The 22817-nt window shown below is 46.9% G+C and carries 24 protein-coding genes, 3 tRNA genes, 1 pseudogene and 1 other annotated feature; of the genes and pseudogenes, 25 read left to right on the top strand and 3 right to left on the bottom strand.

All coding sequences use genetic code 11. The annotated features are described in order from the left end of the window. Positions 1–6: 6 nt before the first annotated feature. The 17 genes and pseudogenes from gltX to rplL all read left to right on the top strand — a co-directional run bounded on the left by gltX (position 7) and on the right by rplL (position 12674). A complete protein-coding gene (gene gltX, locus GCWU000182_RS09270) occupies positions 7–1479 on the top strand; it encodes a glutamate--tRNA ligase (RefSeq protein WP_023392551.1) in 1473 nt (490 codons plus the stop codon). A 92-nt stretch (positions 1480–1571) separates the two neighbouring features. After that, positions 1572–2318 (top strand): DUF4336 domain-containing protein, encoded by a 747-nt coding sequence (locus GCWU000182_RS09265; protein ID WP_023392550.1) that lies wholly within the window; start codon positions 1572–1574, stop codon positions 2316–2318. A gap of 11 nt (positions 2319–2329) precedes the next feature. Beyond that, positions 2330–2983 carry a uracil-DNA glycosylase gene (locus tag GCWU000182_RS09260; protein ID WP_023392549.1) on the top strand — a complete coding sequence of 218 codons (654 nt, stop codon included), beginning with the start codon at positions 2330–2332 and terminating at the stop codon, positions 2981–2983. Positions 2984–3019: 36 nt separating this feature from the next. Continuing rightward, positions 3020–4444 carry a cysteine--tRNA ligase gene (cysS, locus tag GCWU000182_RS09255; protein WP_035364971.1) on the top strand — a complete coding sequence of 475 codons (1425 nt, stop codon included), beginning with the start codon at positions 3020–3022 and terminating at the stop codon, positions 4442–4444. Continuing rightward, entirely contained in the window at positions 4441–4836 is a 396-nt protein-coding gene (locus tag GCWU000182_RS09250) for a Mini-ribonuclease 3 (protein ID WP_023392547.1), read from the top strand. The genes cysS and GCWU000182_RS09250 overlap by 4 nt, the downstream gene beginning before the upstream one ends. A gap of 1 nt (position 4837) precedes the next feature. Further along, on the top strand, positions 4838–5683 hold the full coding sequence (rlmB, locus tag GCWU000182_RS09245; protein WP_023392546.1) for a 23S rRNA (guanosine(2251)-2'-O)-methyltransferase RlmB: 846 nt from the start codon (positions 4838–4840) through the stop codon (positions 5681–5683). A gap of 12 nt (positions 5684–5695) precedes the next feature. Continuing rightward, positions 5696–6211 (top strand): YacP-like NYN domain-containing protein, encoded by a 516-nt coding sequence (locus tag GCWU000182_RS09240; protein ID WP_023392545.1) that lies wholly within the window; start codon positions 5696–5698, stop codon positions 6209–6211. A 60-nt stretch (positions 6212–6271) separates the two neighbouring features. Further along, positions 6272–6898 (top strand): RNA polymerase sigma factor, encoded by a 627-nt coding sequence (locus tag GCWU000182_RS09235; protein WP_023392544.1) that lies wholly within the window; start codon positions 6272–6274, stop codon positions 6896–6898. A 54-nt stretch (positions 6899–6952) separates the two neighbouring features. Beyond that, positions 6953–7105: a 50S ribosomal protein L33 gene (gene rpmG, locus GCWU000182_RS10120; RefSeq protein WP_070756439.1), complete on the top strand. Its 153-nt coding sequence runs from the start codon at positions 6953–6955 to the stop codon at positions 7103–7105. Positions 7106–7119: 14 nt separating this feature from the next. Further along, complete coding sequence (gene secE / locus GCWU000182_RS09230) at positions 7120–7293, top strand: preprotein translocase subunit SecE (RefSeq protein WP_023392543.1); 174 nt, start codon at positions 7120–7122, stop codon at positions 7291–7293. Between the two features lie 98 nt (positions 7294–7391). After that, positions 7392–7889: a phosphatidylglycerophosphatase A family protein gene (locus GCWU000182_RS09225; RefSeq protein ID WP_023392542.1), complete on the top strand. Its 498-nt coding sequence runs from the start codon at positions 7392–7394 to the stop codon at positions 7887–7889. Between the two features lie 141 nt (positions 7890–8030). Beyond that, positions 8031–8570, top strand: coding sequence for a transcription termination/antitermination protein NusG (gene nusG, locus GCWU000182_RS09220; protein ID WP_023392541.1), 540 nt, complete (start codon positions 8031–8033; stop codon positions 8568–8570). Between the two features lie 247 nt (positions 8571–8817). After that, positions 8818–10139: pseudogene (locus GCWU000182_RS09215) on the top strand (uracil-xanthine permease family protein). Between the two features lie 221 nt (positions 10140–10360). Then, positions 10361–10786, top strand: coding sequence for a 50S ribosomal protein L11 (gene rplK / locus GCWU000182_RS09210; RefSeq protein ID WP_035364969.1), 426 nt, complete (start codon positions 10361–10363; stop codon positions 10784–10786). Positions 10787–10866: 80 nt separating this feature from the next. Further along, the gene (gene rplA, locus GCWU000182_RS09205; protein WP_023392537.1) at positions 10867–11556 is read left to right on the top strand and encodes a 50S ribosomal protein L1; all 690 of its coding nucleotides are present in this window, start codon (positions 10867–10869) and stop codon (positions 11554–11556) included. A 58-nt stretch (positions 11557–11614) separates the two neighbouring features. Beyond that, positions 11615–11736, top strand: a sequence feature (ribosomal protein L10 leader region). 36 nt (positions 11737–11772) lie between these two features. Next, positions 11773–12273, top strand: coding sequence for a 50S ribosomal protein L10 (gene rplJ, locus GCWU000182_RS09200; protein WP_023392536.1), 501 nt, complete (start codon positions 11773–11775; stop codon positions 12271–12273). A gap of 35 nt (positions 12274–12308) precedes the next feature. After that, positions 12309–12674 carry a 50S ribosomal protein L7/L12 gene (gene rplL / locus GCWU000182_RS09195; RefSeq protein WP_023392535.1) on the top strand — a complete coding sequence of 122 codons (366 nt, stop codon included), beginning with the start codon at positions 12309–12311 and terminating at the stop codon, positions 12672–12674. Between the two features lie 376 nt (positions 12675–13050). On the opposite strand, the gene GCWU000182_RS09190 is transcribed toward rplL, so the two are convergent. Both GCWU000182_RS09190 and GCWU000182_RS09185 read right to left on the bottom strand, forming a co-directional pair. Further along, positions 13051–14448 carry an HD domain-containing protein gene (locus tag GCWU000182_RS09190; RefSeq protein ID WP_023392533.1) on the bottom strand — a complete coding sequence of 466 codons (1398 nt, stop codon included), beginning with the start codon at positions 14446–14448 and terminating at the stop codon, positions 13051–13053. A gap of 12 nt (positions 14449–14460) precedes the next feature. Continuing rightward, the gene (locus tag GCWU000182_RS09185) at positions 14461–15324 is read right to left on the bottom strand and encodes a lipoate--protein ligase family protein (RefSeq protein WP_023392532.1); all 864 of its coding nucleotides are present in this window, start codon (positions 15322–15324) and stop codon (positions 14461–14463) included. Positions 15325–15485: 161 nt separating this feature from the next. Here GCWU000182_RS09185 and GCWU000182_RS09180 point away from each other — a divergent pair, with 161 nt between their 5' ends. From GCWU000182_RS09180 to GCWU000182_RS09160, 5 genes are all read left to right on the top strand, one after another. Next, positions 15486–15920 (top strand): DUF1934 family protein, encoded by a 435-nt coding sequence (locus GCWU000182_RS09180; RefSeq protein WP_023392531.1) that lies wholly within the window; start codon positions 15486–15488, stop codon positions 15918–15920. Positions 15921–15963: 43 nt separating this feature from the next. Then, entirely contained in the window at positions 15964–16641 is a 678-nt protein-coding gene (gene rpoE, locus GCWU000182_RS09175; protein WP_023392530.1) for a DNA-directed RNA polymerase subunit delta, read from the top strand. Between the two features lie 145 nt (positions 16642–16786). Beyond that, positions 16787–18388, top strand: coding sequence for a CTP synthase (locus tag GCWU000182_RS09170; protein ID WP_023392529.1), 1602 nt, complete (start codon positions 16787–16789; stop codon positions 18386–18388). A gap of 199 nt (positions 18389–18587) precedes the next feature. Next, positions 18588–19445: a class II fructose-1,6-bisphosphate aldolase gene (gene fba / locus GCWU000182_RS09165; RefSeq protein WP_035364966.1), complete on the top strand. Its 858-nt coding sequence runs from the start codon at positions 18588–18590 to the stop codon at positions 19443–19445. Between the two features lie 179 nt (positions 19446–19624). After that, positions 19625–21604, top strand: a complete 1980-nt coding sequence (locus GCWU000182_RS09160; RefSeq protein ID WP_023392527.1) for an acyltransferase family protein — start codon at positions 19625–19627, stop codon at positions 21602–21604. Positions 21605–21644: 40 nt separating this feature from the next. Here the strand turns inward: GCWU000182_RS09160 and GCWU000182_RS10440 are convergent, their stop codons facing one another. Continuing rightward, on the bottom strand, positions 21645–22361 hold the full coding sequence (locus tag GCWU000182_RS10440) for a prepilin peptidase (protein ID WP_035364965.1): 717 nt from the start codon (positions 22359–22361) through the stop codon (positions 21645–21647). 134 nt (positions 22362–22495) lie between these two features. Here GCWU000182_RS10440 and GCWU000182_RS09150 point away from each other — a divergent pair. The 3 genes from GCWU000182_RS09150 (at position 22496) to GCWU000182_RS09140 (ending at position 22746) form a co-directional block, all read left to right on the top strand. Next, a tRNA-Lys gene (locus tag GCWU000182_RS09150) sits at positions 22496–22568 on the top strand. A gap of 23 nt (positions 22569–22591) precedes the next feature. Beyond that, a tRNA-Thr gene (locus GCWU000182_RS09145) sits at positions 22592–22664 on the top strand. A 10-nt stretch (positions 22665–22674) separates the two neighbouring features. Next, positions 22675–22746 (top strand) — tRNA-Gly (locus GCWU000182_RS09140). The last annotated feature ends 71 nt before the right edge of the window (positions 22747–22817 follow it).

Genomic DNA, 22817 nt, shown 5'->3' with positions numbered 1-22817 from the left:
AACTACATGACTTCAAAAGTACGTGTGCGTTATGCACCAAGCCCAACAGGAGAATTACACATCGGGAATGCACGGACAGCGCTCTTCAACTATCTTTTTGCGCGCCACTATGGCGGGGACTTCGTTATTCGGATTGAAGATACTGACTTAAAACGTAATCTTGAGCACGGTGAGAAGAGCCAGCTAGATAACTTAACCTGGTTGGGGATGGACTGGGATGAAGCGCCTAATAAACCAGGCCAAGTGGGTCCTTATCGTCAGTCAGAGCGTCTGCATATTTACAATCCGCTAATTGACCAACTCTTGGCAGAAGGTAAAGCCTACAAGTGTTACATGACGGAAGAAGAATTAGAAGCAGAACGTGAAGCCCAACAAGCCCGTGGCGAAATGCCGCACTATGGTGGCCAACACGCTCACCTAACGCCAGAAGAAGAAGCTGCCTTTGAAGCGGAAGGCCGTGTACCGGTTATTCGTTTCCGCGTGCCAGAAGATGTAACTTATGAATTTGAAGATCTGGTTAAGGGTCCGATTACCTTCGAATCACGCAGTGTCTCTGGTGACTGGGTAATCCGCAAGCGCGACGGCATGCCAACCTATAACTTTGCAGTAACGGTCGATGACCACCTTATGGGCATTACCCACGTATTGCGCGGAGATGACCATATCGCTAATACACCTAAGCAAATGATGATTTATGATGCTTTCGGTTGGGACTACCCACGTTTTGGTCACATGACCTTAATCGTCAACGCTGAGACTCATAAGAAACTCAGCAAACGCGACGGCTCTATCCTACAATTTATTGAGCAATACCGTAACCTGGGCTATTTACCTGAAGCTATCTTCAACTTTATCGCCCTTTTGGGTTGGTCTCCAGTTGGGGAGGAAGAAATTTTTGGTCGTGACCAGTTGATTGAACTCTTCGATTACGAACGTTTGTCTACCTCACCAGCTTCCTTCGACACCAAGAAATTGGAATGGATTAACAATACCTATATGAAGCAAGCGAGTCTTGAAGAAGTGACGGCTCTAGCCTTGCCACATCTGATTGAGGCAGGTCGTGTATCAGCTAATCCATCGGAAGAAGAGTTAGCTTGGGTGACCAAGGTCGTCTCCCTCTTCCACGAACAAATGTCTTACGGGGCCGAGATTGTATCCTTGTCTAGCCTCTTCTTCAACGATAGTTTGACGATTGACGAAGAAAGTCGCGAGGTCTTAGCGGGCGAGCAAGTGCCGGCTGTCTTGGCGGCGGTTCGCGAGAAGTTAGCGAACTTAGAAGACTTTGAAGCAGCGAATATTAAAGCTTGCATCAAGGAAGTGCAGAAGGAAACAGGCGCCAAAGGGCGTGGCCTCTTCATGCCAATCCGGATTGCGGTGAGTGGCCAAATGCATGGGCCAGAATTACCGGCATTAATCGAAGTCTTAGGCAAAGAAAAAGCCTTAGCCCACATTGACCAAGTAGCAGCGCTCTTGGCATAAAATTCAAGATGACTAAAAGAGGCTGGGGCACTTGCCTCAACCTCTTTTTCTCGTTAAGTCAGATGGAGGATTCAAGTTAGGAGGTCGTGATCATGCATATTCCCCTGTATGAACCCTTAAATACACTTAAGCCAATTGGCCAAGACATTTGGATTGCAGATGGTAATCTGATTCAGATGTCAGTTGGTTGCGGGAGTTTGCCCTTTTCAACGCGCATGACAGTGGTCAAATTAGCGGATGGTAGCCTATGGTGTCACTCACCTATTGCGCCCAATGAGAGTCTGTTTCAAGCCCTAGATTCCTTGGGACCAGTGGCTCATTTGGTATCTCCTAACAAAATTCATTATGCCTACATTCCTGATTGGCAACGACGTTATCCTCAAGCTAAGGCCTGGAGTAGCCCGGGTGTTGAAAAGCGGGCTGCAAGTCAGAAAATAGCCGTAAATTTTGATGCGACTTTGGAGAATCGAGCGCCGGCAGATTGGGCGGGCCAACTAGATCAATTAATTTTTTCTGGCAGTCGTGCAGTCGAGGAAGTGGTCTTCTTCCATCGAGCAAGTCAGACCTTGATTGTGACGGACTTAATTGAGAACTTTGAAGTTAATAAGATGCCCCATGCCTTACAGCGTGGCTTTTATCGATTCGCGAGGATTGCAGATCCTGATGGCCAGACGCCCATTGATTTTCGGATGAGCTTTCTTGGTCGTCGAGCTCAAGCTAAGGCTTGTATGGATCAAGTCCTCGCCTGGCAGCCGGAGCGAGTCATCATGGCCCACGGCCGACCTTATTTAGAAAATGGAACAGCAGAATTAAAGCGCGCTTGGCGCTGGATACAGTAAGGAGAGTGGACATGGAACATTCTACTTGGCATCAAGCCATTAAGGAAGAACTACCAGCGGGTTATTTCAGTCAAATTAACCATTTCATGGATCAAGTTTATGGCCAGGGAAAAATCTATCCGCCACGTGATCGGGTCTTTAATGCCATCCAAACGACTCCCTTAGAGGATGTCAAGGTGGTTATTCTGGGTCAAGATCCCTACCATGGGCCAGGTCAGGCACAAGGATTAAGCTTTTCTGTACCTAATGATTTGCCTGCCCCCCCTTCTCTTCAGAACATTCTCAAAGAATTAGCGGATGACATTGGCGTCAAGCCCAATCATGACTTAACGGCCTGGGCCCAACAAGGCGTCTTGCTGCTCAATGCCTGTTTGACCGTTCCAGCCGGTATGGCTAACGGCCATGCAGGTCAGATTTGGGAGCCATTTACGGACGCCATCATTCGGGTTGTCAATCAACAGGAGCAGCCGGTTGTCTTCATTTTGTGGGGTGCCTATGCCCGCAAGAAAAAAGCTTTGATTACCGCTAGCCAACACTTGGTAATTGAATCGGCGCATCCTAGTCCCCTATCTGCCTATCGCGGTTTCTTTGGCAGTCGACCTTTTTCACGAGCCAATGCCTTTTTAGAGGCCCAGGGTCAGCCCCCAATTGATTGGCTTGCATAGAGCTATCTACTTATTTTAATGCAAAGGAGCAATACTATGGCAATACAAGTCTATAATACCTTGACACGGCAGAAGGAAGTTTTCCGCCCTATTAAAGAGGGACAGGTGGCTTTCTATGTCTGCGGCCCGACCGTCTATAACTATATCCATATCGGCAACGCCCGTAGCGCGGTAGCCTTTGACACCATTCGCCGTTATTTCCAGTATCGAGGGTATCAAGTTAATTATGTCAGCAATTTTACTGACGTCGATGACAAAATTATCAAGGCAGCGATTGCCGAAGGTTCGACTCCCGAAGCCATTGCTGATAAATATATCGCGGCCTTCAAGGAAGATACGGGTCAGCTCAATATTCAAGCGGCGACCGTTCACCCACGCGTTATGGAAAACATTGAAGAAATTATTGCCTTCGTTCAGACCTTAATTGAAAAGGGTTATGCCTATGAATCTGAAGGCGATGTTTACTTCAAGACGGAATCTTTTAAGGACTATGGCCATTTATCTGACCAATCGCTAGAGGACCTACTAGTAGGCGCAAGCGAACGTTTAGACCAAGCAGTCGCAGAACGCAAGGCCAATCCTCTGGACTTCGCCCTCTGGAAGACTGCCAAGCCTGGGGAAATCGCTTGGGACTCACCATGGGGGCCGGGCCGTCCTGGCTGGCATATTGAATGTTCAGTTATGGCCACTAAGTATTTAGGTGATACCATTGATATTCATGGGGGCGGGCAAGACCTCACCTTCCCTCACCATGAGAATGAGATTGCCCAGTCTGAAGCCTGCACTGGTCATACTTTTGCCCATTACTGGCTCCATAACGGTTTTGTGACCATTGGGAAGCAAGATGAGAAAATGAGTAAGTCCTTGGGGAACTTCGTCCTCCTGCGAGACTTGCTAGCGGCTTATGATCCGATGGTCATCCGCTATATGTTGGCGACGACTCACTATCGACGTCCTTTGCGCTATGATGAGGCTGTGATTACCGAAGCACAAGCTAATGTCAACAAATTACGGGAGGCAATTCGTCGACTTAAGCACCGTCAGGAGCAAGCTAGTGCAGACCTTGAAGGTCATGAGACGTGGTTAGCAGAGATTAATGGCATTCAAGAGCAATTTGTGACCGCTATGGATGATGACTTTAATGCTTCTAATGGGATTACGGCTCTCTTTGATTTGGTCAAGTCCCTGAATCGCTACTTGGACCTAGAATTAGTGAGCCAAGTTGTTCTGTCACTTTATGACAAAGTTCTACATGACTTATTAGCAGTATTTGGCTTGGATTTAGAAGATAAAAGCAATAGTATTGATCAGGAAATTGAGGCACTGATTGAGGAACGGCGTCAAGCCCGGGCCAACAAGGACTTTGCCCGTAGCGACGCGATTCGTGATCAACTCAAGGAGCAAGGAATTCTCTTAGATGATACGCCTCAAGGTACGGTTTGGAAGCGAGTGAATCGATGAATCAAGTAGATCAATTAAATGGGGCTGCCCTAGCCTATATTGGGGATGCTATCTATGAGGTTTATGTCAGACAGCATGTCATCGCCTCTGGCTTGACCCAGCCCAATCGTCTGCATCGGGCAGCGACCCGCTATGTAGAGGCCAAGGGCCAGGCCTATGCCATGCAGTGTCTGCGGGACCAAGAGGCCTTAAATGAAGAGGAATTAACCATCTATAAGCGGGGGCGCAATCATAAGGCTAATACCAAAGCCAAGAATGCCAGCATTGGCGATTACCGCCAAGCGACAGGCTTTGAAGCCCTACTTGGCTGGCTTCATCTCTCCGGACAAAGTCAGCGTTTGGAGGAGTTGATTGCCCAGTCTCTAGCCCTGATCGATCAGAGAGGACAATAGAATGAAATATGATACAAGTCGGTCGCGCAAATCAACCAGCAAGCGACAAACGCATAAAAAGAAATATGATGAAACAACAGACAAGAAAATAGAAAATATTCCAGATGCCTCTCCTCAAGAGGAAATTATCTTTGGCAAACATGCGGTAATGGAAACCCTTAAAAAAAATAAGGGAATAAACAAACTTTTTTATCAAAAAGGGCTGGCAGATTCTAAAATAAGTAGTATAATAGAATTAGTAAAAAACCACGGCGGAATTTTTCAAGAAGTTCCGAAAAGTAAACTGGATGAATTGACCCAAGGTGCTAATCACCAAGGGTTGGTTCTCACCGTGCCTCCTTTTGATTATCAGACCATAGAAGGCTGCCTTGCCTTGGCCGAAAGTAAAGGTCAGCCTCCTTTCCTACTGATTCTTGATGGGATTGAAGATCCTCATAATTTGGGGTCCATTCTTCGCACGGCGGATGCTTTTGGTGTCCACGGAATCATCATTCCTAAGCGTCGCGCAGTCGGTTTAACAGGCATTGTTGCCAAGACATCCACAGGGGCTATCGAACATGTGCCCGTTGTTCGTGTTGCGAATATCGCTCAGACCATTGAACTGCTACAAAATCAAGGGATCTGGGTCTTCGCCACGGATATGGCGGGAGAAGATGTGCGCCAGTGGAATAGTCAAGGGCCTTTGGCGATTGTCATTGGGAATGAAGGTCAAGGGGTCTCTCCTCTTGTGAAGCAAAAAGCAGATGGTATTGTCACCATCCCAATGGTGGGACATGTCCAAAGTCTTAATGCTAGCGTGGCAGCAGGCGTATTGGTTTATGAAGTTGCCCGGCATCGGATGAATTAGGGGAATCACTAGATGAAAAGACAGGCCTACCTTTTGGTGGATGGCTACAATATGATTGGTGCGTGGCCACAACTGTCGCGTCTTCAAGTGGTTAATATCCAAGAAGCGCGGGATCGACTAATAGCTGAACTGGCCAGTTATGCCAGGGTGAGACAGGTCCAAGTGATTGTGGTCTTTGATGCCCAATTAGTACCTGGACGAGCGACAAGGCTTGAGCAGTCTGGAGTGCAAGTGGTTTTTACCGAGGAGAACGAAACGGCAGACTCGTATATTGAGAGGGGAGTAGGAGCCTATATCCACCCGTTGAACCGCGTAACGGTGGCGACGAGTGATATGGCTGAGCAATGGACTATTTTTCAACAGGGAGCCCTTCGTATGTCGGCTCAAGAATTATGGCTTGATTTGAAGTTAGCCAAGGAAGAAATGACTGCAGATGTCGAACGTTACTATAGTAGACGGCTCCGCCGACACAGTCCGTGGAGCGCAACACAATTGGCAAGACTCGATCAATTGCGCCAAACACTTTAAACATATGGGATAAACCTTTTCCTTCTCCCCTATATTAACCCTATAGAGGAGGCAATACCCATGGATTTTCATCAGCAAGAAGATACAGAGTTGTCAGCACTGGATCAAGCAGTTGCAGCACTCAAGGCAGATTTTGATGGTCAACAATTTGAACAATTGTTGCGCCAGTTTAGTCCTTTGATTAGAAGTTGTTATTTGATGAGTAAGTCTGCTTATCTCGATTATGCAGACTTTCAACAGGAAGCTAGAGTTACTTTGTGGAAGGCCATCTTCACTTATAACGGTGGAATTCCCTTCAAGAGTTATTTCAAGATTGTCCTTATCCGACATTTTAGCCATTTGTATCGTTACGAATCGGCTTATAAACGCGTTCAATCATCCGATTGTGTTTCTTTGGACGTGGATGACTATGTAAGAGAACAACTAGAGGCACATTTTGATCCTTTGAGTCCCCTAGCCCAAGGTCACGATGTGGCACCAGAAGATTGGTGTTTAGCGCGTGAAGCCTCTGATGGTTATTTCTCAAGTCTGTCTGATTGGGAAAAAGAGGTCCTCTTAGCTTGTCTGGATGGCATGAGCGTCGAGGAGATGTCTCAAGTCAAGGGCAAGTCCCTACGTTCTTGTCAAAGTGCCCTAAGCCGCTGTCGTAAAAAACTAGAAGATTTCTGCAAGAGGCTTGACAAATAGCCGGGAACTGCCTATCATTAAAAGATGATATAGCATCAAAGGGAGGTAGTTGCCTTGGCTCAAAAGAAAGGTGCCTTAGCCTGTAGTGAATGTGGTCAACGTAATTACCACATGACACCCACACAAATGGGACAGTCGCAACGCTTAGAAATCAAGAAATTCTGCAAGTATTGCAACAAGCATACCTTGCATAAAGAAACTAAATAGAAGGGTATTAGAGCATGGGATACATTAAGAACGTCGGAAAAGAAATGAAACGCGTGACTTGGCCTAGCTTAGGTGAAGTCAACAAATATACATGGACAGTCATCATTATGGTCGTTTTATTAGGCCTCTACTTCGGTGGCATCGACTTTGGCTTGTCCAACTTACTCAATTACTTCTACGCCCTCTAAGCGAGCGAGAGGTAGGCACTTAGATAGAAAAGCTCAATCCGCTTGGAGAATCTCTCTAGGCGGATTGATTTTACTTTAGGGAAAAGGACGGTGGTTTCATGACACACGATGAACGTTTAGAACAACATATGTATGATCTCTTAAGCCAACGAGGCGTGACTATTAAGGATATTGCCCATATTGTCTACGACTTACAAGTAGATTATGTGCCCCATATTACCATTGAGCAATGCCAAGCCCACGTTCAAGAAGTCCTTAAGAAACGCGAGGTTCAGCACGCAGTAGTTACCGGTATTGAGTTAGATATGGCAGTAGAAGCGGGCCACTTCTCGCCTATTTTGCGTGATATTATTGCGCGCGATGCAGGCCTTTATGGCATTGATGAGATTCTGGCCCTGTCCATTGTCAATGTCTACGGATCAATTGGTCTGACCAACTTTGGCTATGTAGACAAGATGAAGACCGGTATTGTCAAAGAACTAGATTCCAAGACGCCTGGCCGCGTCAATACATTCATTGATGACCTGGTAGGCGCCATTGCAGCCGCTGCTGCAGCTCGGATTGCTCACGCAGGCTTAGAGAGAAATCAAGACTAGCCACTAGGCCAAGTGCCCGAGGAAATTCCTTGGGCCGGGTCTTGTCTCAGTGGCCGCCCTTATGTTATACTAAGGCTAACGATAGCGACCTACCCAATGTAGGTTTTTTATTTTGCCGGTTCAAATAAAAGGAGTAGACAGATGAGTAAAGAATGGTATGTATTACACACGTACTCAGGGTACGAAAACAAGGTCAAAGAAAATATCGAGATGCGGACGGAAAGCATGAACATGCAAGACCACATCTTCCGCATTGCGGTGCCTGAAGAAGAAGTGGTTGAGAAGACCGATGGCGTAGAGAAGAAAAAAGTCGAAAAGACTTTCCCTGGCTATGTCCTAGTAGAGATGGAAATGTCTGATGAGGCTTGGTTTATTGTTCGTAATACACCAGGTGTAACTGGTTTTGTTGGCTCTCACGGGGCTGGCTCAAAACCATCCCCACTCTTGCCAGAAGAAATTGCGGCTATCTTGGGTGACGCGCCAATGCCAAGTCAACGCGTGGAACTCAATGTTGAAGAAGGCGACTACGTATCTATTATCGACGGGGCTTTCTCCGGCTTATCTGGCCAAATTGAAGAAATCGACCGCGACCACGATAAACTCAAGGTGGTTATTGAGATGTTTGGTCGTGAGACAGTGGCGGAATTAGACTTCGTGCAAGTTAAAAAAGAAGATATTTAATCAAGGTAGAGACTAGGAAATAAGCTTCCTAGTCTCTTTTTGTGGGGCGAGTGACGAAGTCTTAACAAAATGAGCTAATTATCTAGCTTAGGCTCGTCAAAGAGCCTCACTTGTGCTATACTATCTCCCAATAAGGGCTTTTAATTCCATCCCGTGAGGTGGAGAAGGCTAAAATCACTTTACCGAGCCCTTGGAATAAAATCAGAGGGCTCTTTGTCATGTCTTGGAGCCCGGAAAAGAGGTTATGATGGAACTACAAACGTCCAAGGTCCGCATGCTGCTTGATGTTGAGCAGAAGCCGCCTTTCCTACAAGGGCTCTTGTTGAGCGCCCAACACGTCTTTGCTATGTTTGGGGCGACTATTCTGGTGCCCCTAATCCTGGGCATGCCGGTTGCGGTGGCGCTCTTTGCCTCAGGGATTGGGACCCTCATTTACATGGTCTCGACTCAGTTCAAGGTGCCGGTTTACCTGGGGTCTTCCTTCGCCTTTATCCAGGCTATGGCCTTCGCTAATAGCCAGATGAATGGCGATGTCTCTGCTGCCCAAACAGGGGTGGTGCTAGTGGGGCTAGTCTATGTTGGGATGGCACTCTTGATTCGGGCAATCGGCACTGCCTGGATTGATCGCCTGCTGCCACCTATTGTAATTGGGCCCATGATTATGGTGATTGGTTTGGGTTTAGCCAACTCAGCGGTTAAGAATGCCGGTTTTATTGAGGGGGCGACATCAAACATATCCTGGTCGCCCTTGTTACCTTCTTAATCACGGCCTTCATTAATACCAAAGCCAAGGGTTTTCTCAAAATCATCCCCTTCCTTTTTGGGATTATTGGGGGCTACTTGGTGGCCGTTGTCTTTGGTTTGGTAGACTTTAAGCCAGTCCTAGAGGCAGCTTGGTTTGAAGTACCACATCTCTATCTGCCCTTTGAAACCGGTGGTTTCTTCAGTCGCTATCATCTCTACTTTGGGCCAGAAACTTGGGCGATTTTGCCGGTAGCGGTCGTGACCATTGCAGAACATATTGGGGACCATACAGTGTTGGGGCAAATCTGCGGCCGTAAGTTCTTGGAGAAACCAGGCCTCCATCGGACCTTGATTGGGGATGGGGTGGCGACGGCTGTGTCAGCCTTTATCGGGGGGCCAGCCAATACCACATATGGCGAGAACACCGGGGTGGTAGGGATGACTCGTATCGCTTCCGTCTCCGTCATTCGCAATGCTGCCCTCTTTGCTATTGGGCTCAGCTTTATGGGCAAATTCACGGCCATCATCTCCACCATTCCTAAACCCGTTTTGGGTGGTATGGCCATCCTGCTCTATGGGGTTATTGCTTCTAACGGTTTGAAAGTGCTGATTGAGAAGCAAGTCGACTTCCACCAAGTCCGCAATTTGATTATCGCCAGTTCCATGCTAGTGCTAGGCTTGGGCGGTGCGGTTCTCAAATTGGGGCCGGTGACCTTATCTGGGACTGCCCTTTGCGCCTTGGCGGGCGTCCTACTCAACTTAATCTTGCCGCACGAAGAAAAATTCCAAGACCAGAAGGTTGAAGAATTACTTGGTGAAGCATAATAAGAAGCTCCCTTTCCAGGGGGCTTTTCTTGTATGAACAAAGCCAATCAGGAGCAGAATCTTGCAGAGCAAAAAAATCTCTCGAAATCAGGCCCTAAGGCATTGCATATTTGCTGGAGTATGCTATAATAGTACGGTGCGCAAAGTACGCACACTGAGTGGGAGGAGGCTTGGGCTTCCATGAACCACATCACGAACCAAAAATTAAGGAGGAATGTTTCGTGGCTAAAAAAGTCGTAAAACAAGTTAAATTACAAATCCCAGCCGGCAAAGCAAGCCCTGCTCCACCAGTAGGTCCAGCGCTCGGTCAAGCACAAGTAAACATCATGGGGTTCTGTAAAGAGTTCAACGCTCGTACACAAGATCAAGCAGGCTTGATTATTCCTGTTGTTATCTCTGTATACGAAGACCGTTCATTTACTTTCATCACCAAAACTCCACCAGCTCCAGTATTGTTACTGAAAGCTGCTAAAGTTGACAAAGGTTCAGGTGTACCTAACAAAACTAAGGTTGCCACTGTAACCAAAGATCAAGTACGAGAAATCGCAGAAACTAAAATGCCAGACTTAAATGCAGCCAATGTTGAAGCTGCAATGCGCATGGTTGAAGGTACTGCTCGCTCAATGGGGATTACAGTCCAAGACTAAGCACAATGTAGCTTCTCAACCCGAATTCTATCGGGTGTGGGAGGTCTAACCGTTATAACCACAACATAGGAGGAAGAAAAATGGCTAAAAAGAGCAAAAACTTACAAGCGGCTCTTGCAAAAGTAGACCGCAACAAAAAATATGAAGCTAACGAAGCTGTTGCCTTAGCAAAAGAAATCGACTTCGCTAAGTTCGACGCTACCGTTGAAGTTTCTTACAACTTAAACATCGACGTTAAGAAAGCTGACCAACAAATCCGTGGCGCAATGGTATTGCCACACGGGACTGGTAAAACCAGCCGTGTTGTTGTAATCGCGCGCGGCGAAAAAGCTAAAGAAGCGGAAGCAGCAGGTGCTGACTTTGTTGGTGAAGCAGACTTAATCCAAAAGATTTCTGACGGTTGGTTAGAATTCGACGTGATGGTCGCTACCCCTGACATGATGGGTCAAGTGGGTCGCCTTGGTCGTGTCTTAGGGCCAAAAGGCTTGATGCCAAACCCTAAAACCGGGACTGTTACTATGGACGTAACCAAAGCAGTTAACGACATCAAAGCTGGTCAAGTAACTTACCGTGCTGACAAAGCGGGTATCGTGAACGTGCCAATTGGTAAAGTATCTTTTGAAGATAACAAATTAGTTGAAAACCTCAAGGCGCTCCACGAGCAAATCTTGCGTGTGAAACCAGCCGCTGCTAAAGGTACTTACATCAACAACTTGACTTTGAGCACTACTTTTGGTCCTGGGATCAAGTTGGATGTTACTTCTCTCTAATTTTTAGCGAGAAATCCGCGAAGAGGCTTGACATGATGGCCCTTCTTCGCTACAATTACATACGTTAATATAACGACCGAAGACAGTAAGTGGCGCAGGCCTTAATTTCTTACCGAGGAAGTTCCACGAATGGAAGCTATCTCTATGTCTAAGGTGACATAGAGATTTTTTATGGCAACATAAAAATCTCTATATCAAACTAGCGGAGGTGAAATTATGACAAAAGCAGTTCTCTTGAAAAAGCAAGAAGAAGTTTCAAAAGTTGCTGAAGAACTCAAATCTGCAGCATCTGTAGTCGTTGTTGACTACTTAGGCTTAACCGTTGAAGAAGTGACTAACTTACGTAAAGAGTTGCGTGATAACGGCGTGCAAATGAAGGTTGTGAAAAACACCATCTTACGTCGTGCTGCTGCTCAAGCTGAAATCGAAGGCTTGGATGCCCACTTTGTAGGCCCAACCGCTATCGTGTTCAGCGAATCAGAAGTTGTAGCGCCAGCGAAAGTTATCGCAGAATTCGCGAAGAAAGCTGAAAAGCTTGAAATCAAAGGTGGCTTAATCGAAGGGAAAGCAGCTTCAGCAGAAGATGTGAAGGCTCTTGCAGCTCTTCCAGACCGCGACGGCTTGCTCTCTATGCTCCTTTCTGTACTGCAAGCCCCAGTACGCAACACTGCATTGGCTATTAAAGCTGTTGCAGAAGCAAAAGAAAGTGCAGCTTAATTACACAATACTAAACTTAATGGAGGAAATTAATCATGGCATTAAACATTGAAAACATTATTGCTGAAATCAAAGAAGCAACAATCATCGAATTAAACGATTTAGTAAAAGCAATCGAAGAAGAATTTGGCGTAACTGCAGCAGCTCCTGTAGCAGTAGCAGCAGGTCCAGCAGCAGCAGCTGAAGAGAAAACTGAATTTGACGTTGAATTAACTAACGCAGGTGCAGGTAAGATCAAAGTTATCAAGGTTGTCCGTGAAGCAACTGGCTTAGGCTTGAAAGAAGCTAAAGAATTAGTTGACGGCGCACCATCTGTAGTCAAGGAAGGCGCTTCTAAAGAAGACGCAGAAGCTTTGAAAGCTGCCTTGGAAGAAGTTGGCGCAACTGTAACCTTGAAGTAATCGACTTCGGTTATCAAATGCCAAAGGCGGAGACCTTGTCTCCGCTTTTTCTTATAAAAGAAAAATCCCATTATATCATATATGATATAATGGGATTTTTGTGTGTGGATTATTTTTTGTACTATGAGAGGATAGTTTTTAGCCTTGAAGCTAGGTGAATTACTGTAGTCGCGTCAAACATCATGCCCACGGAAGGTTGAGGATGTCAGGCGTATGAGAAGCGCTTGGAGCGTCGCGACTTAGCGATTCCATAGCTTGACAAGGCGGAAGACTGGCGGAGAGCCAGGCTAAAGCCGGTCCCCTTCCATGGGCATGACGTTTGCTCGAGCGACGGAAGTTATTCACCGTTTGAAAAGCTAGTATCTATTTCTAATCCTTAGAACAACCTTTGTTGAATATTCTGGGTAACATCGTTGCGCTCATTGTAATAGGCCGCCAGTAAGGTGGTCTGGTTCTCATTGACCTGGTCGGCCGCCGTATCCTCGGCTGTGGTCAAAATTTCTTTAGGGAAGTAGAGCCGCAAATCGCCTCGTTGCTTGCCGGCTAGGGAATTGACCAGGGGACTAACTTGAGATAGCTCAACAATTTGTCCCATCTTGGTAATGAGCTCAATCTGGGTGCGTTTGCTAATCTGACCTACACGATAATAGTCATAAGGCAGGTCAAAACTAGAATTTTCTGCGAAATAATAGTAAGGGTCATAGCCCAGCCGGACCAACTCTTGGTCGATGGCAATGGTCAGCTCAGTCTTCTCTTCTGGACTGGTCAGGACGGATTTGAAGGGTTTGCGGGTCAGGAAGCGATTAGCCAAATCTGCTAGCAAGACATCCTCTTCGTCTAGCCAGTGATTGAAGTAGCTACTAAGGATATGGTCGTCCAGGCGCAAGTAATCAGATAGGAGCCAATCTCCTCTCAGGAAGGGCTCTAGGAAGCTGATTTGGGTCTTCATCTGGTCAGCTTTTTCCAGATAGCAGGTCTTAGCGCGGGTCAGCAGACTGTGGAGGACCATTTCCATGCCGCGAGAGACGGAGTGGAAGTAGACCTGCATATACATTTGATAGCGACTGACGATATAGTCTTCAATAGCGTGCATACCCGAAAAGTCGAAGACAATGCCGTTTTTGAAGGGGCGAATCACTCGCAAAATCCGCGTCAAATCGAAAGTGCCGTAGGAGACGCCAGCATAGTAGGCATCGCGAAGCAGATAGTCCATGCGATCGGCATCAATCTGGCTACTAATCAGCTGCACTACCTGCTGATTCGGGTAGGTCTTATTGATGACACTCGCGACCTTAGCCGGAAATTCTGGGCCAAGTTGGAGCAAGACCTGATGAATTTCAGTTTCAGGCGAGGTGATAATGCGTTGAGTAATCTCCTCGTGGTTGGTATGGAAGATCCCTTCAAAGGCATGGGAGAAGGGGCCATGACCGATGTCATGGAGTAAGGCAGCGCAGAGGGCGACCAAGCGCTCAGAGGCCTGCCAGAGGCCGTCACCTGGCTTTTGGGACAGGTATTGGCGTTCGAATTTGTCGACTATGAGGCGTGTGATTTCATAGACACCTAGGGAATGCCCGAAGCGCGAATGTTCGGCCCCATGGAAGGTGTAGACGGAACCACCCAATTGTTTAATGCGGCGCAGGCGTTGAAATTCTCGCGTGTTAATCAGATCTAAAATAATCTGATCTTGGATATGGATATAGCCATGTACCGGGTCACGGAAGACCTTCTCACGGCTAAGTTTTTGGGCCACAACGGCCCCATCAAAGTTAAACATGGCATAACCTCCTTAGCTATCTGGCTTGCTATTTACTTCTGGTTTAAGTGATTGGGTACGGGCCAAGGATACTTGGCGCATTTTGGTAAAAATTGGAACTAGGTCAGGATCTTGATAGTCGCCGGGCACTAGTTTTTGATAGTGGCTAATCAGTTGGATTAGCTCTTCTTGGTAGGTCTGGCGGTCAAGTGGCTGACCACAAGCATGAGCCAGGGTCGTCATGACCGCAGGGTCTACCTTGGGGTAGCTGTCGTCCGCTCCAGCTGCCTGGTAAAAACCCGCCATGAGTTGGGCCCGAGCAGCTTGGTCGCCCGCTACACTGATATAAGCCGCAGTTGTCAGACCGGTCTTAAAGCGACGTTGGGCAATACCACCGATTTTTTGTCCGCCCACGACTAAGTCATAGGTGCCTGGGCAGTAGGATTGGGCGATTTCATAGGCTTCAAGTTCAAGGCCATAAGGTATCAAGGACAGCCCTATCAGGGCCACCATCTGTTCGTAGGCAGCATCAATGGATAGAGGGAAGTGAGTCAGATTACTGGCCAAGCCAATATTCAGGATGCCTGAATCACAGACAACGCCCAAACCACCATGGGGCCGGAGGGCATAGTCGAAACCCTGGCCTTCTAGGTAGGTCAAACCAGCCGCTAAGTTAGGCAGACGGCTATCCTTGGCGCCCAAGAGGACAGTGGGACGATCAATTGAATAGAAGTGAACGAGGCCCTGAGCTTGGTCTCCTTGTAAATGAGGAAGCCAACGAATGAAGCTGTCTTGATAGGCCAAACTATCGCTTGCCGGTAGCGCCGGAACATGGCTAGCATCGTCAAAGTAACGCCATTCATGCTGTGATAAATATGGAAATTGTGGCAATGCCATTCTGCCCTCCCCCTTTCTTATCAAAGTTGCGCTCCTAAATGCGGATGAGAGCGATTGCTATAGTGTTATTATAGCACGATTTGCGGTATAATGACTATATAGAACCATTCGAGAGGCCCATCTTGTGACAGAAAGTGAACAAGTGGCCAGAAAGGACCTTCATGAGACGTGTAAGCATTGACCTTCAGGTCGAACAACAAATTATTTATCCCGATAGTCAGCAGGTAGAACGTTATGACCACAAGACCCAGGCGGTCCTATTAGAACTAGAATCTTTTACCAAGCTGACCTATCAAAATCTCAATCAAGAACCTGTTGAAGTCAAATGGCTACCCCAAGCTGATGGAAGCACCCAGATTCAAGTTAGTCAGGCTCAGGGAATCCTACTTTTTGTACCCAACCAAGAAACCACGACTAGCTACCAGACCCCTCAGGGTAGCTGGACTTTGAGTGTCCATACCCAGCACTTGCACTGGCATTTTGAGCCTGCTGACCAGCCAGGTAAGACCCGCTATGCCTTGACCATCGACTATCAATTAAAAAATGACCAAGAATTGCTAGGAAACTATCGTTTTCGATTGATTTATGTCGCTTAAATAGGTAATATATAAGAGTATACTAGGGAGGGTGTGTCAAACCATGATTTTGAAACAATTTGAAGGACAAGACCGCAAAGATTTATCCATGATTGAAGTTGCTCACGCAATTTTAGAACAAAAAGGCGATGTGGTAGACTTTACGGAATTACTGATTGAAATCCAAAACTACTTGGAATTATCAGAGTTAGAGCTGGAAAGCCGTATGGTCCGCTTCTATACTGACTTGAATATCGACGGTCGTTTTATCTCCTTAGGGGAGAATCGTTGGGGCTTGCGTGGCTGGTACCCAATCGATGCAATCGATGAAGAAATTATCTCTAGCGCTGAAGCTGAAGATGATCGTCCAGTTAGCCGTCGTAAGAAACGTAAATACAATGCCTTCTCTGAAGGTGATGACATGATCGACTACAACGATGATGATCCAGAAGATGCAGATGATATCTACGACACCGATTTAGACGATTACGGCGATGTAGATGAGGATGATGAGGATGACGACGATACTCGTGGTCTAACCCTCATTGAAGACGATGCCGTTGACTTAGACGACGACGAAAACCAAGAGTTGGGCGAATACGCTTCTGACCTCTCTGATTTCGGCGATGATGACTTAGATTTAGACGGTGATGCTTCCTTCGAGGCCGAAGATGATGAAGCCGATGACTTCGAATCAGAAGACGAAGAATACGAAGAAGAATTACAAGACGAAGAAGAATAAACTTGACGCGGTCTTAGCTTTAGCGTAATATTTTATGTGGGCCCCCTAAAGCTTTTTAGGGGCAACTGACCAAGTGAGCGCTCCCTGTTCCTAGAACGGGGAGCGATTTTCATTTAGTAAATAGACAAGGAAAAGGAGTAGTGACATGACAAAGTATATTTTTGTAACAGGTGGGGTAGTTTCCTCCATTGGTAAAGGGATTGTAGCAGCTTCCTTAGGGCGTCTGCTCAAGAATCGTGGCCTCAAAGTAGCCATCCAAAAATTCGACCCTTATATCAATGTGGATCCTGGCACCATGAGTCCATACCAGCACGGGGAAGTCTTTGTCACCGATGACGGGACCGAGACTGATTTGGACTTAGGTCACTATGAGCGTTTCATCGACATTAACTTGAACCAATATTCCAATGTCACTACCGGTAAGGTCTATTCAGAAGTGCTCAAGAAAGAACGTCGGGGCGATTACCTCGGGGCAACGGTTCAGGTAATTCCGCACATCACTAACGAGATTAAGGATAAAATTCGCCGCGCTGGTGAATTAACCGATGCCGATATTGTCATCACTGAAGTAGGGGGGACAGTAGGGGATATTGAGTCCTTACCATTCCTTGAAGCCTTGCGTCAAATGAAGGCCGACATGGGCGCCAACAATGTACTCTATATTCACACGACCCTTATTCCTTACCTCAAGGCAGCGGGTGAGCTCAAAACCAAGCCAACTCAGCACAGCGTCAAGGAATTGCGTAGTTTGGGGATTCAGCCTAATATCTTGGTAGTCCGTACCGAAGAAGAGTTACCAAGTGGCATAAAGGACAAGTTAGCCCTCTTCTGCGATGTTAAACCTAATGCCGTGATTGAGTCTCGCGACGTCGAGACCCTCTATACCATTCCGCTTAATCTTCAAGCTCAAGGTATGGATGACTTGGTGCTGGACCACTTTGGCATTCAACGTCCAGAAGCAGATATGACCGATTGGCGCGCGCTAGAAAACAAGGTGCTCAATCTTAAGGGTAAGGTCACGGTCGGCCTAGTCGGTAAATACGTCTCCTTGCCAGATGCCTACCTATCCATTGTGGAAGCACTCAAGCATGCAGGTTATGCACACGATACTGAGATTGACATTCGTTGGATTGATGCCGAAGAAGTGGACGATCAGAGTGTAGCAGACTACTTGGCAGATGTCGATGGCGTCTTAGTACCAGGTGGCTTTGGTAGCCGAGGCCTGATCGGGAAAATTGCGGCCATTCGCTATGCTCGCGAACACAAGTTACCATTCTTTGGAATCTGCTTAGGAATGCAGCTAGCCTGCATCGAGTTCGCACGGAATGTGGTAGGCATCCATGATGCGGATACAGGTGAAGAAAACCCAGCTTGCCCACACAAAATTATCGATCTCTTGCCTGACCAAGAGGCAGAGGGTGACTTGGGGGGCACCTTGCGTCTAGGACTCTACCCTTGCCGCTTAGTGGAAGGCACCTTGGCTCATCAACTTTATGGCCAAGAGGTGGTCCAAGAACGTCACCGCCACCGTTATGAGTTTAATAATGCCTACCGTGAGCGTTTAGCAGCAGCTGGCTTGACTTTCTCTGGCCTTAGCCCTGATGGTCGTTTGGTAGAAATTGTCGAAATTAAAGACCATCCATTCTTTATTGCAGCTCAATTCCATCCAGAGTTTATTTCTCGTCCTAACCGTCCACAAGCTATTTTTGATGGTTTCGTGGCTGCCTGCCAAGCGCATCAAGCATAATTCGTCGGCGCACAAGTTCTCAGGGCTTGTGCGTTTTCTTGTCTACATATGCGTGACGCCTGTCTAGACAAGGTATGAGCTTGTGAAGAAAGCGCTATGATGCAGTTTATGGGCAAGGTCAAAGGAGAAAGACTAGCCAACCCAGTGAAAATGGAGTATAATAAAAACATAAAATAATCCAACTCAAGGAGGCATAAACATGAGTCGTTTAGTAAGTATGACGGAAATGTTGAAGAAAGCAAAAGAAGGTCATTACGCTGTTGGTCAATTCAACATCAACAACTTAGAATGGACCCAAGCGGTATTACAAGCTGCTGTAGAAAACAATTCACCAATTATCTTAGGGGTTTCTGAAGGTGCTGGTAAGTACATGGGTGGCCCTGTTGCTGTTGTCGGCATGGTAAATGGTTTGTTGGAAGCAATGGATGTAAAAGTACCAGTTGCTTTGCACTTAGACCACGGTTCATCTGTTGACGTATGTAAACAATACATCGATGCAGGTTTCTCTTCCGTAATGTTCGACCACTCTCACTACCCAATCGATGAAAACATCGCTTTAACCAAAGAAGTAGTGGCTTATGCTCATCCTAAGAATGTTTCTGTAGAAGCAGAAGTTGGTACAGTTGGTGGTACTGAAGATGGCGTAACCGGCGGGATCAAATACGCTGACTTAGAAGAATGCAAACGCATGGTTTCTGAAGGTCAAGTCGACGCTTTAGCTGCTGCTTTAGGTTCAGTTCACGGGACTTACGCTGGCGAACCTGTATTAGGTTTCGACGAAATGCTTGCTATCTCTGAAGCAACTGGTGCTCCACTTGTACTTCACGGTGGTTCAGGGATTCCAGAATTCCAAATCAAGAAAGCAATCGAACGTGGTCACGCTAAAATCAACGTGAACACTGAATTGCAACAACAATGGACAGCAGCTGTTCGTGCTAAATTAGCAGCTGACTCAGAAGTCTATGACCCACGTAAAGTCATCGCACCTGGTAAAGAAGCCATTGTGAAGACAACTAAAGAAATCATGGACATGTTTGGTTCAACAGGCAAAGCCTAAGACCAGTAAGTATCATGCAGGGACTGGGATTTCGATTCCAGTCTCTTTTTTGCTGATAGGCCAAGGAGACATGAGCTCGTTTGTTGCCGGAAAGCCCTGAGAACGTAATCTGATTGTTACGGTATAGGGCTAAGATTTCCCTTATAATAATAAAATAACAAGTACAAGTAGGTGGCGAGATGAAAGGACAACATATACGAGGCCTGAATGGCATAAAGGGTTTGGCTATTCTGATGGTCATTAGCTATCACCTCTTTCCGAGTGTGACTAGCGGTGGCTTTCTCTGGGTCAATAGTTTCTTTGTCCTGGGTGGTTTCTTCCTTGCGCGGAGCATGGAGAAAATCCAAGAAGGTAACCGGCCACATGCCTTAAGAAACTATGTCTTAAAAACAGTCCAACGACTTTGGTGGCCACTCTTGGTCTTTATCTTAATTATGTTGGCCTATCTCCTAGCCTTTGATCGGCGGGAGCTGAGTTATGACCGAAGCGACATTCTGTCTAGTCTATTCTTCTTCAATAATTATTTCCAGATTAGTGCTGGTCGGTCCTACTTTACTCAGATGGCCGGGACTTCGCCTTTTACCCACCTCTGGTATAATTCGCTTTATCTCCAGTCTTTCCTAGTCGGAGTAGCTGGTATTTGGGTGACCCAGAAAGCCTACTTTTCTGCCTACTATAAGGCGGCCTTTTGGTTGGCACTGATGAGCCTCAGTCATACATTGACCTTCTATCTCTACCAACCGTCAGGTGACCCCTCTCTGGTTTATTATGGATTGGCGACCCGCTTTGCTAGTGTAGCGGGTGGGATTGCCTTGGCCTACTTATTGCCAATTTTCCTCAACGCCTGCTATCGCTATCAGCACAAGCAAGCCATGCTTAACATTCTGGCCTTGGTGTCAGTCGCGCTCATGCTAGGGCTTAGCTTTACTGCATCAGACCAGGCAGGTATTACCTACTATCTCTGGTTACCAGCCTTCAACATCCTGACCATCTTACTAGTGCTGGCCTTAGTCGGGGGCGCAACCCTAGGACGTTTAGTCTTTGATTGGGGCTTTTTGACCCATTTTGGCCGTCGCTCCTATTCCTTCTACCTCTGGTACTATCCGCTCTTGACCGGCCTGCTAAAGGCGCTACCTCATACCGCCTGGACAGCTATCCTGGTCTTGTTGGTCATCCTACTGGCTAGCGAAATCTTCTACTGGCTAGTTGAAGGCCGCGCGCCTCAGCCTGTCTGGACTTGGGGCAGCCGCTTCAAGAACGCCTGGACGCGCTTGAGACAAGGGGCGTGGCGTTGGCCAGACTGGCGTAAGGCGAGCCTAGGGCTAGTGGGTGCTCTTATCTTAGTCGTCGGCCTCTTGCTAGCAGCTGACTATCAACGCCTTGCTTTATTTGAATTGGAGTACTTGGCTTTTACCAACAAGACCCATGTTCAAAAAGCCATATATCCTGGGACTGAAGCCATGGATGCCCTACAGACTGATTTGAAGGCTGTCGATACAACCTTTAAGACCGACTATGTAACGCCACAGTCTCGCCAGACTGTCCTTGACAAGGCCATTAAAGCAAGTCAGGTTAATGCCGAAATGCAAGCCTTTTTTGAGGAGAATAAGGAAGTTTTAGAGCAAGCCGCTGCTCTTAATCCAGAGCTTGTAGCGATGCTGTCGCCAGTTGAAATCATTTATGCGACTACTCAAGAAGTGTCGCTCTTTGGTGACTCGGTAGCCTTGCTTAACTCATCGACTTTCTCTGATATCTTCTGGCAAGGCAATACTTACGGTAAGGTCAGTCTATCGGTCTATAACGGAGCACAAGAAATTCTACAGGACCGTGTTTGGTCAGGCCTAGTTAAACCTAAAGTGGTCATTCAACTGGGTGTCAATGGTGGCTTAGATACTGATTCCATGGATCAGCTTATGGCGATTTTACAGGGCAGAGAAGTTTACTTTGTGACCGTCCATAATGCGGATGGTGAGGACACGGAAGTGAATAGCTATATTAAAGACACGGCCCGTCGCTATCCAAATGCCCATGTAATTGATTGGCAAGCCTATCAAGTGGGACATCCGGAATGGTATGTGTCGGATGGTGTCCACCACAACGAAGTGGGGACCCTACACTATGTGGCCTTTATTGCTCGCAGTCTCTACCAACAACGTTAAGACTTATCTAACCAAGCTGTCTTCACTGCAGCTTGGTTTTTTAGCTTAGCCAGGGGAGCAGAGCTAAGATGAGATAGTAGGCGAGGGCGATGGCTGGGACAAAGGGGATGGGTTGGCGCCAGCACCTAGGACGACTGCCAACCATCAAGAGGCCAAGTCCGGCTGCCAGTCCCAATAGCAAGGCCAGTGTCCTAAGTGGAAGAGATAGCCAAAGCAGGCCTAGCAATTTGATATCAGCGCCGCCCAGCCAATGGGGATAGAAGGCTTGGAGTAAGACAAGGAAGCTTAGGGCGAGAATAATGGCTAGCAACTTCCAGCCATCCCAAGCTTGAAGTAAGGCAAGAAAGCAACTAAAAGGCAGGCAGGCAAGCTGTAAGCTATCTGGTATCCAGTAAGCCCAGAGGTCGCAAGCAGCCATCAAAGCAAGTAAAAGGAGCAAGATGCTATAAAGGAAGATTTGACTTGGAGGCCACGCCTGATAAGATGACATCAAAGCGAAACCGCTAGCTAAGCAGCCTCCTGCCAACTCGCTTTGCCAGTAGAGGGAGGAGATTACTTGGTGACAGTGAGGACATCGGGAATGGAGGCGGGCCTGAGAGATTAGAGGAATGAGCTCTTTCCAGGAGAGTGGGTGATGGCAATAATCGCAAGAGGAACGGGCCCGCCAATCAAAATGGTTAAAAACTAGTTGGTGGGCCAAACACGGTACAAAAGAACCTAAGCAAGCCCCCAAACAAAAAGCTAAGATAAACAGCATACTAAGCACCTCCTTATATACTATATAGACTGAAAATGGAATGAAACACTAAATCTCAGCAAAAAATCTGAAAAGATTTAGGCTATGACTTGACTAAAATGTAAATCTGAGCTATGATATATGAGTCGTTACAAGAGTCATTAGCTCAGTTGGTAGAGCATCTGACTTTTAATCAGAGGGTCACAGGTTCGAGCCCTGTATGACTCATTCTTGCTTTTTAGCAAGCTGTAGCCGGCTTAGCTCAGTTGGTAGAGCATCTGAATCGTAATCAGAGGGTCGAGGGTTCAAATCCTTTAGCCGGCATCGCCAACTTGCGGAAATAGTTCAGAGGTAGAACATCACCTTGCCAAGGTGGGGGTCGCGGGTTCGAATCCCGTTTTCCGCTTATTATATAGAAGAGGCTAGGATTTCCTAGCCTCTTCTTTTTTATGCTTAGCTAGCGATTGGGGCAACAAA

The organism is Abiotrophia defectiva ATCC 49176 (assembly GCF_000160075.2).
Taxonomy (GTDB): domain Bacteria; phylum Bacillota; class Bacilli; order Lactobacillales; family Aerococcaceae; genus Abiotrophia; species Abiotrophia defectiva.
The sequence above is the reverse complement of the archived record's forward strand: the minus strand, read 5'-3'. Positions and strand labels throughout refer to the sequence as shown.